14 protein-coding genes and 1 pseudogene are annotated in these 15,658 nt (G+C 65.1%); 9 read left to right on the plus strand and 6 right to left on the minus strand.

From position 1 onward, the window contains the following. Positions 1-563: 563 nt before the first annotated feature. From R4P08_RS18025 to R4P08_RS18035, 3 genes and pseudogenes are all read right to left on the minus strand, one after another. A complete protein-coding gene (locus R4P08_RS18025; protein WP_317815243.1) occupies positions 564-899 on the minus strand; it encodes an Lsr2 family protein in 336 nt (111 codons plus the stop codon). Positions 900-1,107: 208 nt separating this feature from the next. Beyond that, positions 1,108-1,455 (minus strand): annotated as a pseudogene (locus R4P08_RS18030) (cytochrome c biogenesis CcdA family protein); the annotation flags it as partial. 112 nt (positions 1,456-1,567) lie between these two features. After that, positions 1,568-2,188: a TlpA disulfide reductase family protein gene (locus tag R4P08_RS18035; RefSeq protein WP_317815244.1), complete on the minus strand. Its 621-nt coding sequence runs from the start codon at positions 2,186-2,188 to the stop codon at positions 1,568-1,570. Between the two features lie 305 nt (positions 2,189-2,493). Here R4P08_RS18035 and cmtR point away from each other — a divergent pair, with 305 nt between their 5' ends. From cmtR to R4P08_RS18065, 6 genes are all read left to right on the plus strand, one after another. Then, the gene (gene cmtR, locus R4P08_RS18040) at positions 2,494-2,856 is read left to right on the plus strand and encodes a Cd(II)/Pb(II)-sensing metalloregulatory transcriptional regulator CmtR (RefSeq protein WP_317815245.1); all 363 of its coding nucleotides are present in this window, start codon (positions 2,494-2,496) and stop codon (positions 2,854-2,856) included. Between the two features lie 35 nt (positions 2,857-2,891). Further along, the gene (locus tag R4P08_RS18045; RefSeq protein ID WP_317815258.1) at positions 2,892-4,847 is read left to right on the plus strand and encodes a cation-translocating P-type ATPase; all 1,956 of its coding nucleotides are present in this window, start codon (positions 2,892-2,894) and stop codon (positions 4,845-4,847) included. Between the two features lie 209 nt (positions 4,848-5,056). Next, positions 5,057-5,434, plus strand: a complete 378-nt coding sequence (locus R4P08_RS18050) for a metalloregulator ArsR/SmtB family transcription factor (RefSeq protein ID WP_317815246.1) — start codon at positions 5,057-5,059, stop codon at positions 5,432-5,434. 6 nt (positions 5,435-5,440) lie between these two features. Next, positions 5,441-6,382 (plus strand): cation diffusion facilitator family transporter, encoded by a 942-nt coding sequence (locus tag R4P08_RS18055; RefSeq protein WP_317815247.1) that lies wholly within the window; start codon positions 5,441-5,443, stop codon positions 6,380-6,382. A 376-nt stretch (positions 6,383-6,758) separates the two neighbouring features. Then, positions 6,759-8,801, plus strand: coding sequence for a cytochrome c oxidase assembly protein (locus tag R4P08_RS18060; protein ID WP_317815248.1), 2,043 nt, complete (start codon positions 6,759-6,761; stop codon positions 8,799-8,801). A 114-nt stretch (positions 8,802-8,915) separates the two neighbouring features. Beyond that, positions 8,916-9,419 (plus strand): hypothetical protein, encoded by a 504-nt coding sequence (locus R4P08_RS18065; RefSeq protein ID WP_317815249.1) that lies wholly within the window; start codon positions 8,916-8,918, stop codon positions 9,417-9,419. A gap of 71 nt (positions 9,420-9,490) precedes the next feature. Here R4P08_RS18065 and R4P08_RS18070 read toward each other — a convergent pair whose 3' ends face one another. Next, a complete protein-coding gene (locus R4P08_RS18070) occupies positions 9,491-10,186 on the minus strand; it encodes a M23 family metallopeptidase (protein WP_317815250.1) in 696 nt (231 codons plus the stop codon). Positions 10,187-10,685: 499 nt separating this feature from the next. Here R4P08_RS18070 and R4P08_RS18075 point away from each other — a divergent pair, with 499 nt between their 5' ends. Both R4P08_RS18075 and R4P08_RS18080 read left to right on the plus strand, forming a co-directional pair. Next, positions 10,686-11,453, plus strand: a complete 768-nt coding sequence (locus R4P08_RS18075) for a M23 family metallopeptidase (protein WP_317815251.1) — start codon at positions 10,686-10,688, stop codon at positions 11,451-11,453. Between the two features lie 219 nt (positions 11,454-11,672). Next, positions 11,673-12,653 (plus strand): SURF1 family protein, encoded by a 981-nt coding sequence (locus tag R4P08_RS18080; protein WP_317815252.1) that lies wholly within the window; start codon positions 11,673-11,675, stop codon positions 12,651-12,653. A 173-nt stretch (positions 12,654-12,826) separates the two neighbouring features. Here R4P08_RS18080 and R4P08_RS18085 read toward each other — a convergent pair whose 3' ends face one another. Beyond that, positions 12,827-13,471, minus strand: coding sequence for a vitamin K epoxide reductase family protein (locus R4P08_RS18085; RefSeq protein ID WP_317815254.1), 645 nt, complete (start codon positions 13,469-13,471; stop codon positions 12,827-12,829). A gap of 182 nt (positions 13,472-13,653) precedes the next feature. Here R4P08_RS18085 and R4P08_RS18090 point away from each other — a divergent pair. After that, positions 13,654-14,819 (plus strand): IS3 family transposase gene (locus R4P08_RS18090; protein ID WP_317815255.1). Its coding sequence is split into 2 segments (ribosomal slippage): positions 13,654-13,938 and positions 13,941-14,819, totalling 1,164 coding nucleotides; the frame shifts between segments, so codons are not numbered across the junction. 24 nt (positions 14,820-14,843) lie between these two features. On the opposite strand, the gene R4P08_RS18095 is transcribed toward R4P08_RS18090, so the two are convergent. Continuing rightward, on the minus strand, positions 14,844-15,371 hold the full coding sequence (locus tag R4P08_RS18095; protein WP_317815256.1) for a DsbA family protein: 528 nt from the start codon (positions 15,369-15,371) through the stop codon (positions 14,844-14,846). Between the last annotated feature and the right edge of the window lie 287 nt (positions 15,372-15,658).

The raw sequence follows: 15,658 nt of genomic DNA on the forward strand, positions 1-15,658 counted from the left end.
TACCTCAGATGGGTTACTGCGATGAAGGATATGTGGACCGTGGAGCAATTTCACGATGAAGCGAGAGGGCTAATCCTGAATGCCTCGGCGAAACTGGAATTCGCTAGTGAGGTGGCCCCTCCGATAGACGAGCGGTAGATATTCGGCCAGCACGGTCCAAGTTGAGGGCGCACCCTGAGGCCAGTTCAAGTATCGGGAGTGTCCATGCCCCCACCGAACGAGCCTGCATCATCCAGTAATGCTCATGGCCCACGACCCGAATCACGGCCCGAAGGGTCGAGTCCGCGCGAGATATAGCTCGACACCGCCAGCTTGTCATAACGTCTGGTTACCGGCGCAGGCCCACAGTCTCCGGGATGTGCACAGCCTCGCTCGGCGAGGACGACACCGCCATCCTTGACGCCACTGGAGTCAAGCGCGAAGCGGCCAATTGGCGAGGTCTCGGTGGGGGTACGTTGGCGCACGATCCCACTAGCGGCCGAAATGATGCTGAGCGAACCCGGCCATCTTGCGAGCACGGCAATCCGGGCAACGGTCACCGTGGCCGGCGCCGTGCTGCCGAACTAGTTGGCGGCTGCGTACGCTCCCATCACCGTGGCGGGAATGCGGCCGCGGTCAGAGACGTCGTGACCATTGTCGCGCGCCCACTCGCGAATCGCCTTGGTGTCCCCGGATGCGGTCTTGGTCGTGGCCTTGCGTGCAGTCTTGGACTTTCCGGTCACCCGATGGCCGGCCTCGATGTACGGCGCCATGAGCTCACGGAATGTGTCAGCGTTCTCGTCGCTGAGGTCGATCGAATATTCTTTTCCATCGAAGGCGAAGAAGAGAGTGTTCGCCTCGTTGCCCAGGTCAGAGCCGTCGATATCGTCGATGTACCGCATCTGAAAATGCTGTGCCATTGCTTCCCCCTATAGTGATGCCGTCAATCCTGAGTGGCATTATGCACCAAATGGAGATATCAGGCCCATTCACATTCCTGGCAAGCCTCGGCGCCGATTCCGCTGGTGGTCGGCCCGGCGTCGAGGTGTCGATAGAAGTCGATACGGGTTTTCGGACACTGGTGTCCTGGTGAATCAAGTTGGCTCCGGAAGCGTCCCGCAGGAAAGGCTAGATCGGCAGCGTCGTGCCGGTGATTGCGAAGTCCCGAAGCCAGCTGATGAAGAGTGCCCACACGCCACTGAACAGTGCTATGCCCACTGCGATGAGTAGGAGGCCGCCGATGATCTGGATTCGTCGAGTGTTGCGTTGTAGCCAGCCGACGGTTCGGATTGCCCAGGTGGAACTCCAGGCGACGAGGATGAATGGCAGCCCCAGTCCGAGGCAGTAGGCGACGATGAGCATGACGCCGCGCGTGCCGCTAAAGCCGCTTCCGGCGGCGACGGACAGTGCGGCGGCGAGCGTTGGTCCGAGGCAGGGTGTCCATCCGAGTGCGAAGACTCCGCCGAGGAGAGGCGCGCAAGGGGTCCGCTGGCCGCTGTCTGTTGGAAGGCGGAGCCGATACCCTGCGCGAGCACCAGGCCGTCCATCGGCGGCATGGCGGCGGCGAAGACGAGGTCGGCAACGTTCGTCACGGCGTGGCACTCTCGTCGTCGGCCACCAGTCCGGCGATGACGTCCCGAAGTTGGTAATCGGTGACGGCCGCCAGATACACGGCGGCCACCCGGTGTTGCCGGTCAAGCACGAGGGTTGTCGGCACGATCGAGGTGGGAAAGCCTCGGAGTGCACCTACGGTCGCGTTGGTCGGGTCCCAGATCGACGGGTAGGTAAGGCCGTTGTCGCGCACGAAGTCGACCGGCTTGTCGCGATTGGGATCACGCACGTTGATTCCGAGGACGGTGGCGCCCTGGGGTTCGAACTCCTCTTGAAGGCGCTGAAGATCGTCGACCTCTGTGCGGCAAGGCCCACACCATTGGCCCCACGTATTGAGGATCACCACCTCGCCTTTGTAGTCAGCGAGCCCGATGGTCTGGTCTGGGTCAAGCAGATCCGGGCCGGCGAGTTCGGCAACCGGTTTCCGTTCTTCCTCGGGGTAGTGGATCTCCAGCTGTCCATCTGGACTGACGAATTCAAACGTGCTGCCCTGCGCGACCGCGTCGGTGCCACTGCCACAACCGGAGAGGACTAAGGTGCCCGCACACAGGGCCGCCCAGAGGCGCGCGCGGAAACCGATTGCTCGGATACTGCCCATGCTTTTCACTCCGGTCTGCGACGGGTCATGGCCCCTCGGCTCCGAACCGGCGGTGCCGCATGGGGTGGCTCTCTCGAACGCCAGTGACGTGACCGGTACTGGCGAGATGGTCCCGCTGTCCGATCGTGCCATAGCCAATATTCGCCCTGTTAAACGCCCCAGAACGGCGCGGCAAGTGGGTGGGTTCCGGGGGTGGGCCGGCACACCTGCGCCCATTGGCTGTGTTGGCCTTGTGGTTTCGCCGTCTTTCGATGTGCGGGTGACACCGCCAGGGACAGTTCACTGAATCCTGTACTATTCAGTGCATGCTGACTGTTTCTTCGCGTCAAGGTGTGATGAACCGACTCGGTCGTGCGATGGCTGACCCGACTCGTTCTCGAATTCTCATGAGGCTGCTGGATGGGCCGGTGTATCCCGCCGAGATTGCCCAGGAGCTGGGGTTGACGCGTTCGAATGTGTCGAATCATCTCGCCTGTCTCAGGGATTGCGGGATCGTCGTGGTTGAACTTGAGGGTCGACAGAATCGGTACGAGATCGTCGACGGCCATCTGGCACGCGCGTTGAACGCCTTGGTCGAGACGACTTTGGCCGTTGACGAGAACGCACCCTGTCTGGACATGCAGTGTCCGGTCGAGGGTTGCTGCAGTTCGGAAGGGGGTCGGCGGTGACAACGTCCGCGTGTGGTTGTGAGCCGGCCGGGCCGGTGACCAGCCCTGACGAGTCCGCTTCGTGGTTGCGCAACGGTGCAGTCCTCATCCCGGTGTTCTCTGGCCTGACCCTGCTGCTGGGTTTGATCCTGGAGTGGTTCGCCGACGGCCCCGGGGCGGAGGCTGCGGCGGCGTGGCTGTTCTGGACAGCTCTCCTTCTGGGCGCCTCGCAGTTCGTTCCAGGTGCGGTGCGGGGTCTGCTCGTCCGGGGTCGGTTGAGTATCGGGCTGCTGATGACGATTAGCGCCGCCGGTGCGGTCGCGCTCGGGTTTGTCGAGGAGGCCGCCGCTCTGGCCTTCTTGTACTCCATCGTCGAGGCGCTGGAAGATCGGGCGATGGACAAGGCCCGCTCGGGCTTGCGGGCCCTGTTGGCCCTGATTCCCACCAGTGCCACCATCCTCGGCGCCACCGGTGCCGCCCGCACCGTGCCCGTCGAGTCTCTGGAGCGCGGCGACGTGCTCCGTCTGGCCGCCGGCGAACGCCTGGCCACCGACGGGATCGTTCGTGTCGGGCAGAGCAGCCTGGATGTCTCGGCGATCACGGGTGAATCCATTCCCGTCGAGGTCGGGCCCGGTGACGCGGTGTTGGCCGGCTCGATCAACACCTCCGGCGTCCTGGAGGTCGAGGCCACCGCCGCGGGGACAGACAATTCCTTGACCACAGTGGTCGAACTGGTTGAGCAGGCACAGACAGAGAAGGGGGAGCGGGCACGTATCGCCGACCGCCTGGCCCGCCCGCTGGTGCCGGGTGTTCTCATCCTGGCTGCTCTGGTCGCCCTGATCGGCTCGATCTTCGGAGATTCTGGACTGTGGATCGAGCGAGCACTGGTGGTACTGGTCGCCGCTTCGCCGTGCGCACTGGCGATCTCGGTGCCGATCACGGTCGTCTCCGCGATCGGTGCGGCCAGCAAGTTCGGGGTGATCATCAAATCGGGTGCCGCGTTCGAGCGCATGGGCTACCTCCGGCATGTGGCAGTGGACAAGACCGGAACCTTGACCCGAAACCAGCCCACCGTCACGCAGGTCCTCACCACTGGCAGCGCTGCCCAGGACGAGGTCCTGAGCTGGGCGGCCGCTCTGGAAACCCACAGCACCCACCCGCTGGCCGCAGCGATCACCGCCGCAGCTACCGAGGTCCCCGCCGCATCGGAGGTCACCGAGTCCGCCGGCGCGGGAATCGCCGGCCTTATCGATGGCGCGCACATCGCCGTCGGCAGCCCGCGCTGGCTCGACCCGGGTCCTCTCGCAGATCACGTTCACGCGATGGAGGGCCGCGGCATCACCGTGGTGGTCGTCCACCGCGACGACCACCCGGTCGGGGCCATCGGGGTGCGCGACGAGCTGCGTCCAGAGGCCAGCGAGGCCATGGCGTCGCTGGCGGCGAGGGGTATGGGCGTGACGATGCTTACCGGCGACAACGCCCGCACCGCTGATGCACTGGCCGCCGAGGCGGGGATCACTGACGTGCGTTCCGAGCTTCGTCCCCAGGACAAGGCTCAGGCAATCGCCGAGTTGCGTGCCGACGGCCGGGGGCCAGTGGCGATGATCGGAGACGGTGTCAACGACGCCCCCGCGCTCGCCTCGGCCGACATCGGAATCGCCATGGGGGCCACCGGCTCCGACGCAGCGGTCGAGTCGGCGGATGTCGCATTCACCGGCGATGACTTGCGACTGATCCCGCGCGCCATAGACCACGCCCGCCGCGGTCGTCGCGTCATCAATCAGAACATCATCCTGTCCTTGGCGATCATCGTCGTTCTGCTTCCACTGGCGATCACCGGAATTCTGGGACTCGCAGCCGTCGTCCTGGTCCACGAGGTCGCCGAAGTCTTCGTCATACTCAATGGCCTGCGCGCCGCACGCACCAGGCAGCTCGAGCGACCCCCGAGCACAAAAACTGCCGACCGCGACGACAGTCGGCACACGCACCAGCCAGCACCGCTCCCTCATTGACCCTGTGCCCGCGTGTCCCGCGCCGCACACCATCGGAAAAAACGACGGCAACCATCACAGCAACTCGGTATCGACCGGACGGCCTTGCGCTGCGCCCCGGCATCGACGGGAGGGCATCAGCTGCCAGGCACGACTGAGCCAAGAACCATGCGTACATCGATGGCCGAGACCAGTCCGAACTTATCGCTCGTTAGTGCTAACATCGCTATATGGCGATCAATGATGGGGTGCCCGATTCAGTGACGTTCGAGGATCGAAACACCTATGCAGCGTTGTTCCATGCTCTGGCGGAACCAACTCGACTGGCGTTGTTGGAGCATCTGGTCAGTGGTGAGCATCGGGTTCGGGATCTGGTCGATCACATGCATCTGGCACAGTCCACGGTGAGCAAGCACCTGGCTTGCCTGCGGGATTGCGGGTTGGTCAGAATGCGGATCGAGGGGCGCTCCTCGTGGTTCTCGCTGGCTGAGCCGGCCCGGCTGGCGGACCTGGTGGAAGCTGCCGATGCGCTGTTGAGTGCGTCCGGGGTCTCGCCGTCGCTGCGCGATCACCAGGACCACCACGACCTGAACCTCGGGCAGGAGTGAGTCAGGATGGGGCATAGCCACGGTCACGACCATGGAAGTACCTCTCCCCAGGCCGATCGCGGGACGCGTCGTCGGCTGCTAATCGCGTTCGGCATCACCGCGATCATCGTGGTGGCCCAAGCGGCGGGCAGCGTGGTCACTGGCAGTCTCGCATTGTTGACCGATACCGCTCATGCATTGGCCGATGCGTCGGGATTGCTGGTTGCGGTCATTGCCGCGACGATGATGCTGCGTCCACCCAGCAGTAAGCGGACCTGGGGATTCGCCCGGATCGAAGTCATCGCCGCACTAGGGCAAGCTGTCCTGCTGATCGTCGTCGGTAGCTATGCCGCGATCGAAGGCGTCCGCAGACTCTTCGAGCCAGCGGACGTGCCCGGCACCGAGCTGCTGGTGTTCGGCGTAATCGGCCTGGTCGCCAATATCGCCGCCATTGCGGTGCTGGCCTCCAGGCGAGGCGACAACTTCAACATGCGGGCGGCATTTCTGGAGGTGCTCAACGACGCTCTGGGGTCGGTGGGGGTGATCGTCGCGGCGATCGTCATCAACACCACCGGCTTCCAGCAAGCCGACACCATTGCCGCGCTATTCATCGCCGCTCTGATCATCCCGCGCGCGTTCACGCTACTGAGGCAGACGGTTCGGGTGCTGATGGAGTACGCGCCTACGGGGCTCGACCTGGATGAGGTCCGAGATCACATACTGGAACTGGACCATGTTCGGGACGTGCACGACTTGCACGCATCCATGATTGGGACCGGCCTGCCAGTTATCTCCGCGCATGTCGTGATCGATGATCAGTGCTTCGAATCCGGTCACGCACCGCAGATCCTGGAGGAGATCCTCACTTGCGTCAAGGAGCATTTCCCCGTCTCCTTCGACCATGCCACCATTCAACTGGAGACCGCCGCCGTGCGTGACCGTGAATCTCCCGCAGTCCGACACGCTTGACCCGCAACGAGCCGCCAGATGAACGGTTCACATTTCTGCACGATGGGTAGTGGGTGCCCAGCCAACGGACTGGCTCGGCGTGGCGGTGATGAAGGGATCGGCGGGCGCGGAGACGGCCACCAATACGGGGTGAACGTACGACCCTGAAGGCCTCGGCAAGGCTTGCCGACCAACGTCGTCACCGCCCGAACCCGAGACTGCTTTCGGCTCAGCTGGGACCCGGAGTCCGAAAGAGCGGCGGCCGAGTGGGCGCATGCGAGCAGGTCCGGTAGTTCGCCGGCAGGTGGACGGCCCGCATGAAACGTCGCCGATCACGGGGGTGCGCAGAGCAGGCGCGAATCGGACCCCGGGATACCCGCTTCCTACGATAGTGATCATGTCGCCGTCGTCGAAGGCACCCTCGTCCAAGGCTTCCGCCACCGTCAGACCGCTGCGTACCCGCGGTGTGGTGCCGGTCGTGGTGCTGCTCGCGGTCGTGGCGGCAGGTGTGGTGGTCCCGCTCTCGCGGATGTCCACGGACCTGGCGCTCGAGCTCCTCGGCGTCCCGGACCCGGGCCTGCTCACCACCGCGGGACTCCCAGCGGTCCGCGCGATCGCCGAGCTGCTGGCATCGGTGGCGGTGGGAATGGCGCTGTTCGCCGCGTTCTTCACCCCGCCGCAGAAGGACAAGACCCTCGACGTGGACGGCTACCGAGCGCAGCGAATCTCCTCGTGGGTCAACATCGCGTGGGCGATCGCCGCGGCCCTGCTCATCCCGCTGACCCTGTCGGATGTGTCCGGGCGCACGCTCTGGCAGTCCCTGCCGCCGGACCAGTGGATCGTGGCGATCACTCAGATCGAGGTGGCGTCCTCGTGGCGCTGGGCCGCGATCATTGCACTGGTCGCCGGGATCGGTCAGCGGCTCACCGTGAGCTGGCGCTGGTCGGTCATCTGGCTGGGCGTCACCGTGCTCTCGCTCCTGCCCGTTGCCGCGACGGGCCACGCCTCGGGCGGCACCGCCCACGACATCGCCGCCAACTCGCTGATCATCCACCTGTTCGCTGCCGCGTTCTACGTCGGTGGGCTCGTCGCGGTGCTCGCCCACGCGATGCGCGGCGGGGCACGGGTGGCCCTGGCCCTGCGCCGCTATTCGGTGGTGGCCACGGTGGCGATCGTCGCGCTAGGGCTGACCGGGATCATCAACGGGCTGGTCCGTCTGCACCCCGCCGACCTGCTGACCTCGACCTACGGGCTGCTGATTGTGGCCAAAGCGTTGTGCCTGGCACTGCTCGCGGTGTTCGGGCTGGCGGTGCGCCGGCGCATCATCAATCGCATCGAGGGAGCGTCGGCAGACGCCCCGGTGGACCGCGGAACGCTGCTGCGCATCGGATTGGTCGAGACGGTGATCATGGCGGGCACCCTGGGCCTGTCGGTCTCCCTCGGCCGCACCCCGCCGCCGGCACCGCTCTACGTGCCCACCCGGCAGGAGTCGCTGTTGGGTTTCGAACTGCCGGGGCCGTTCTCCTTCGAGACGGTGTTCGGTCTGTGGCGCTTCGACCTAGTCTTAGGTCTGGCCTCGGTGATCCTGCTGGGGCTCTACGTGTGGGGGCTGATCACCCTGTACCGGCGCGGTGACTCCTGGCCGGTGGGCCGGACCGTGGCGTGGGTGCTGGGCTGCGTGCTGCTGTTCCTGACCACCAGCTCCGGTATGGGGATGTACATGATGGCCGACTTTGCCAGCCACATGGTTGGGCACATGCTCATCTCGATGCTCGTCCCGGTCCTGCTCGCCCTGGGCGGGCCGTTGACGCTGGCACTGCGTGCGCTCCCGGCGGCGGGCCGCGGTAACCCGCCGGGTCCGCGCGAGTGGATCGTGGAGTTCATCAACAACCCGCTCTCCCGATTCCTCACCCACCCGATCGTCGCCTCGGTGCAGTTCGTGGCCGGTTTCTATCTTGTCTACTTCGGGGGGTTCTACGAGACCCTGGCGTCCGAGCACCTGGGTCACATGTTCATGAACGTGCACTTCCTCATCAGTGGCTACCTCTTCTACTGGGTGATCATCGGCGTCGATGCGGCGCCGCGGCACTTCTCGCCCTTCTACAAGCTCATGGTGCTGCTCGGTTCGTTGCCGTTCCACGCCTTCTTCGGCATCATGCTCATGAACTACAAGACCGTGCTGGCCGAGAACTGGTACGGCGGGATCGGGCTGCCCTGGGTCCCGGATCTGCTGCAGAGCCAGCAGGTCGGAGGCGGGGTCGCGTGGGCGGCGGGGGAGATCCCGCTGTTCATCGTCATGCTCGCCCTGGCCTGGCAGTGGTTCCAGACCGACATGCGTGAGGCGCGGCGCGGGGAGCGGCAGGCCGAGCGCGACGACGACGCCGAGCTCAAGGCCTATAACGACATGCTCCGCGAGATGTCCCAGACCGACCGGAAGTAGGGGACAAGCGGGTCCCCGCCAGTCGGCGGGTGCGACGACCCGGTGGTCTCCACCTCAGTGGCGAGCAAGCCCGCTACCAGGACGCGACACCGTCACGACGAAGGGGAATCGAGAATGGGCGACGAACTGAGTCACAGCGCAGGTAATCAGGCCGAGTTCACACGCTCGCACTGGCGGGCGATGCGAGACTTTGTGTTCGTCGGCCTCACCGCCATCATCGCGGGCGGCCTTGTTGCCGCGGTCACCGGTCCCAGCGGTTTCGATGAGGGTTCCTGGGTGGCGGCCTACCTGGTGCTGGTGGCGGGGGTGGCCCAGGTAGGGCTGGGCGTCGGGCAGGCACTGCTTACTGGCGGCACACTGTTCGGTCGCCTGCGTGTTGTCCAGCTCCTCGCCTACAACCTGGCCAATGGTGCGGTACTCGGTGGCACCCTGACCGGCTCCGTGGTCGCGGTGGCCGCGGGCGGTGTGCTGTTGCTGATATCGCTCACGTTGTTCCTGGCCACCGTGCGCCGGCTGCACACGCGTACGTGGTGTCTCGTGCTCTACCGGATCGTCATCGCCACCCTCGCCGTGAGTGTGCCGGTGGGCGTCGTCTTGTCAGTTGTTCGTCACAGCTAAAGCCCAGTACAACCGCGGGAGACCGGGAGAGCAGGGCCTCGTCGGCAGCCCGCACTGTCAGAGTTCAGGCGTCATAGGGCGCTGCTGTTTGACCCCGAGTTGACCATGATGCCCCGTTCTGCCAGCCACGCCGAGGGATCGACAGCTCGTGAACCGCCGTCGGCCCATACCTCGAAGTGCACATGTGGGCCGGTAGAAAAGCCGCGGTTGCCCATCACGCCGATTTGCTGACCAGCGACGACAGTGTCACCGACCTGAACTGTATTGCTCTCATTGTGGCCATAGACGGTCATGAAACCGTCCGGCGACATGATCCGAATCCAGATGCCGAAACCGGAGGCCGGACCTGAATCGATGACGACTCCATCGGTCGCGGCGAACAGCGGCGTGCCGATGGCGTTGGCGACATCGAGACCCGAATGGGACGTGCCCCACCGGGGGCCGAAGGAGGACGTTGAGATGCCCACTGCCGGGAGGGCCACGTGGGGGCGCCGCGCCAGCTCTTCGGCGATCTCACGCTGGTAGTTGAGTTCGGTGCCCCTCTGCAAACTGCCGACGAAACCCGCGGCGGCGGGCCCCGGCTCGCCTAACACGTTCGTCTCATCGGAGGTGAGTGGGAGCGGAGCCGAGGGGGTGGCGGCCTGGGCATCTTTGGAGTGTGCGTCATCGGCACTACCGGTCGGGTGCTCGTCGGTCGCGAGGAGGACGATCCGCTGATCACTGACGGGAGCCGCCGCGGCAATAGAGGCACCCGCGGCCAGAGCCACGACCGCGGCGATGCTCCGATGGTTGTTCGGCGACGGCCGGCGATGGGCCCCGCGGCGCCGCCGCGGGGGGCTGCCGATCTGAGAGGCGTGCCTAGGTCCTGCTCGCTTCTCCACCGTCGCCCGCATCCCGTCGTCTAACCGTGATCGTTTCGTGACCTGATCCCCGTTAAAGGTAGTGGCTGACCACGCGGGGTCGCAAGGTGGCTGTGCGCCCGTGACGATCGTCACGCGGAGAACCAGTGAGGGGCCGGGTCTTTCGCCCGGGGTGAGGCCGCTGCTGAGCGTTCCGGGCGCGGAGGACTTCTCCCTGATCGGGAGAACGCATTCTCTCGCGGGGCCTGGGCCCCCGCGCTGGGGCTGATCACGGTCACGGATTACGCGTTAAGAGTGACACGATCGATACCGAGTTGTTATATTCGGTCGTGTTGCCGAGGACCTCGGTCACCCGCATCGCATAGACCTCGCGGGAACACATCACCCCGAACGATGGAGACAGCCCATGACCGACTCCACCCGGCCCGTGACCGTCGCAGAGCTCACCGAGCGTTTGGGCGTGCGCAGCGGGACGTTGGCCGGCGGTCGCCATCGTGTGGCCAGCGAAAACACGACGGTGTCGCGGTTTGTTGGTAGCGCCGTCGTCGGCGTAGCCCTCTCGGGCGGCCTTGGTCTGGCTTTCGCGCCAGCCGCCGCCGCTCAACCAGCCGCGATCGATCAGGCTCAGATCGTCGGGGCGATCCAGGCCGCGGCCGAGCAGTTCGGCATCGACCCCGCCGAGATTCAGAGGATCGGGGACCAGTTCGGTGTCGCCCCAAGTGAGGTCCGGCAGTACGCCGCCGGGCTTGGGCTCGGCTCCCTCGGCGAAGGCAGTATCCCGCAGATCGGGGGTGCGTATGCCCCGACCGCGGGCGCGATCACCTCGGGGTTCGGCTCGCGTTGGGGCAGTTTCCATAACGGCACCGACTTCGGAGCGCCCATCGGTACCCCGCTCCACGCGGCCAAGAGCGGCGTTGTGGAAGCCGCTGGCCCCGCCGCCGGGTACGGCATCTGGATCCGCATCCGCACCGATGACGGCGAGCTGCTGGAGTACGGCCACAATGACCAGAACTACGTCAGCGTCGGGCAGCGGGTCACTGCCGGTGAAGTGATCGGAACCGTCGGCAACCGCGGAGACTCCACCGGTCCTCACCTGCACTTCCGCGTGCAAGACGCCGCCGGCCAGTGGGTCGACCCGGTGCCGTGGCTCGCAGCACAAGGAGTGCTCGTCTAGCACCGTCCACTTCGGGTATGCCGGCCGCCGCACCGCGGGGGCGTGCTGGTGCTTGCCAAATTCCGGGCCGGTGTCGCGACAGATTTCTCTGGGGAATCTCGTCGGATGAGGGCAGACCCCCGGCCAGCTCCAGCTCTCCAGCCGGCCCGTGCGACCGGCTCCCGACGCTGTGGTGATGCGGGGGGTGATCGGACAGTCGGCACGATTACTGTTTGGCAGGTGAAACGGATCTCTCGCATGGTCAAACCGGGATGGTTGATCAGCCTTCTGTTTGTGGGCATCTTCGTCTACCTGTGCTTCACGATGCTTGCCCCCTGGCAGTTGAACAAGTACGAGGATCTCGAGGCACGCAACGACCAGCTCGTTGAGAGCAGCGTGGCAGGGCCGATTCCGCTGGACGAAGTGATCCGGCGCGACGGACCTCTAGGTGCCTCCGAATGGCATCTGGTTACCGCGCGCGGGAGTTACCTGCCCACGGAGGATGTCCTGTTGCGGATGCAGTCCGTCGACGGAAAACTCGTGTACCAGACACTTAGCGCGTTCCGCACCGACAGCGACACCCTGCTCGTCAACCGCGGATGGGTCCGCGTCGGCGACAACAACGCCGTCCCGGACTTCCCGTCCGCGCCGACGGGCCAGCTGACCATCACCGCCCGCCTCAGAATCCCGATGAATGCTCCCGCCCAACCCATCGTTCTGCACGATTGGAACATGGTGCGCAACATCGACCCCCCCGCCATCGGGGACCTCCTCGGCACCGACCTGACGCCCTATTACCTCCAGCTCGCAAGTGGGCAGCCCGGATCGCTCGAGCCGATGCCAGTGCCGTCCGTGGAGTCGGGCCCGTACTTGTCGTACGGCCTGCAGTGGATGACCTTCGGAGTCGTCGCTCCCCTCGGACTGGTCTACTTCGTGTGGAGTGAGCTACGCCAGCGCCGCCGTCTGGACGACGAGGACAACGATGCCGCCGAGGCGCGGCCACAGGGCGGGAACCGGGCAGCTGGTCCCGGCGAGGACGCCACCGCATCATTACCGGCCCCGTCGGGTGTTCCCACGACCACGGGAGGAGATGAGGGGACACCAGACGAGGCCGCGGACTCGGATCAGCTCGTGGCGGCAGCCATGCGCGATCGCTACGGTGATCGGTTCGCGTCCGAACAACGACGCAGCTGGCGTCGAGGCAACCGCTTCGACGTCTAATCGTCTGGACCACCGCGACAGCTGTACACGGAGTGGAACAAGGGTCGGGGGCGGGTCTGAGCGACGGCCCGCGTTGCTCTGATCCAGGAGAGTCTTCGCAGGGCTGTGATGCGCCGCCCCCAGTTGGTCGAAGATTGGTTCGGGACAGTCGTGTGCTGCTCGGGTGAGCGTTGCTAGACGAGGGTGATCCAGTATTCCCAGAAGCGGTGCGTGATGAGCAGCAGAACAAGTAGGTACCAGGCGGTAAGTATCGCGCCTCGGTATTCGGTAACTGCGGCGATGATGCGCGCGAGGCCCGCCGACCCGCTGTGGCGTAGTGGCTGAAGATTGCACAGGGTGCAGTACCAGAAGATCGGAATGGTTACCGCCCAGACGATCATGCAGTACGGGCACAGGGCACCGATGCTGTACAAGCTTTGGTAGATGAGCCAGTGGATGAACACCACCGCGAAGGTGACGCCTACTTGGATGCTGGCCCACAGCCAGCGTTGAAATGCTCCCCCGGCCAGGAGCGCGGTACCCAGGGCCGTGGTGGCGGCGAATCCGGCGATGCCGATGATCGGATTGGGGATGCCGAAGGCCTCGGCCTGCGCGGTGGTCATCACCGACCCGCAGGACAGGACGGGGTTGATGCTGCAGGACGGGACGTAGCCCGGGTTCTCGATCAGTGCGATCTTCTCCACCAGCAGCACGACCGCCGCGACCAGGCCGATGAGCCCACCCGCGATCAGCAACATCGCGAGCCTGCGGTGGGGGTACTGATCCGGGCCGGCGTGGGTGGAGTGTGCGACCGGGGCAGAACTATCCGAGGGCAGCATTGATGCTGTTCTCGAGATCGGTGACGCTGGTCGGCTCGAGACGCTCCCCGTCTAGGAAGAAGGTCGGCGTGCCACTGACCCCGAGGCTCTGACCGTCTTGTTTGCTCTGTTGGGCCTGGTGCACGAGTAGGTGACATCTGATCTGACTTGCCCTGCGGGGCGGGCCTGGAAGGATGCCAGCTGTGCCCAAGCCTTACCCCCAGGAGTTCCGCGACGACGTCGTCCGCGTCGCCCAGAACCGCGAAGACGGTGTGACGCTCGAGCAGATCGCCGCCGACTTCGGGATCCACCCCATGACGTTGCAGAAGTGGATTCGTAAGACCGACGTAGAAGCCGGGATCAAGCCCGGCACGACCGCCGCGGCATCCCAGGAACTGCGGGAAGCCAAACGTCGTGTGCGGCTGCTAGAGCAGGAGAACGAGGTTCTGCGCCGCGCTGCTGCCTACCTGTCCCAGGCGAATCTGCCGGGAAAAGGTGGTACCCGCTCGTGAGCGAGCTCGCCGCTGACGGCATCCCCGTCACGGTGGCGTGCCGGGTACTTGGAATCGCTCGTCAGCCCTACTACCGGTGGCTCAAGTGCCCGGTCACCGATGCCGAACTCGCCGAAGCGTACCGGGCCAACGCCTTGTACGACGCCCACCGTGAGGACCCGGAATTCGGCTACCGCTACCTCGCCGACGAAGCCGAGAACGCAGGCGAGAAGATGTGCCGCCGCACCGCCTGGCGAATCTGCTCCACCGGCGGCTGGACCAGCACCATCAGCAAGAAGGACCGCGGCAAGCATCGCAAGGCCGGCCCGCCCGTGCATGACGATCTCGTCAAGCGAGACTTCACCGCGGTCGGTCCCAACGAGCTGTGGCTGACCGACATCACCGAGCACTGGACGGCCGAAGGGAAGCTGTACTTATGCGCGATCAAGGACGTCTACTCAGGCCGCATCGTCGGGTATTCGATCGACTCCAGGATGAAGTCCCGCCTGGCCGTGGCCGCTTTGAACAGTGCCGTCGCCAGGCGGGGCAACGTGACCGGCTGCATCCTGCACAGCGATAGAGGATCGCAATTTCGCTCGAAGAAAATGCAGAAGGCCATCACCCGACACAGCATGTTCGGGTCGATGGGCAGGGTCGGGGCTGCTGGGGACAACGCGGCCATGGAGAGCTTCTTTTCGCTGCTGCAGAACAACGTCCTCGACCGTCGATCCTGGGCCAGCAGAGACGAACTGCGGGCCGCCATCGTGCACTGGATCGAACGGACCTACCACCGCCGCAGACGACAGGACCGCCTCGGCAGATTGACCCCCATTGAATTCGAGACCATCATCAACCACGAGGCCCCTCAGGCCGCGTGACTAACCCTGTCACCTAACCGTGCATCAGCCCCGTTCGATGCGCTCGAGGGTGGCCGGGTCGTTGTATGCGCTCTCGAAGCGATCCATATCTAACCCCAGTTCCTCGGCATAGCCGAAGAATGTGTCCATTTGCGGGGTCTGTTGGTGGCCCCACTGCTCGGGTGTGTCAAACAGTTTGCGGTACATGGCCTCGAACTGGCCTTGCTCGGCGGCGGCCTCGGCGGCCAAGGCCGCCGCCATAGAGTTGTCGTGCAGGGGCATGTGGCGCACCACGAACGTCACCCGGTCCCCGTACCTCTCTCGGAGGTCCTCAATTGTCGGATAGAGCGCGATGCAGGCTTCGCATTCGAAATCGAGGAACTCAACGAAGACGGCGTCACCGCCGTCAGATAGCCGGGGACTGTCCTCACGCACCAACACTCCGGTGCCCGGACTGTCATCGGGACGTGCCTGCTCGGAGCCGGAATCGTTCCCGGCAGCCAGTAAGGCCACAACCAGGACGACCAGAGCAGCCGTGATCAGCGCTAGCGAGAGTTTCAGGTTCTTACTCAACAGATTGTCCGCTTTCCGACTCGTGCGTGCCCTGACGTGATCACTGAATGATATTCGGGCAGCCGTAGCTTCAGCGGTGGGGCTGGGCGACCGGTGCGTACCTCTGACTGGCTGTGCTGTGGTCCATGCGTGACGCACCTCCTTCCCTGCCGGTCGGTGGCCGCGACCCGGCGGGGGTGTTGATGCGGGCAGTGGGTTGTCAGATGAGTTTCATGGTGGTCAGGCAGGTGAGGTCCTGGTCTCCGGTGGCGATCGGAACAGTGGCCGACTTGTCGTCGTAGTCGATG

The organism is Rhodococcus sp. IEGM 1408, assembly GCF_033142235.1.
Classification (GTDB): domain Bacteria; phylum Actinomycetota; class Actinomycetes; order Mycobacteriales; family Mycobacteriaceae; genus Dietzia.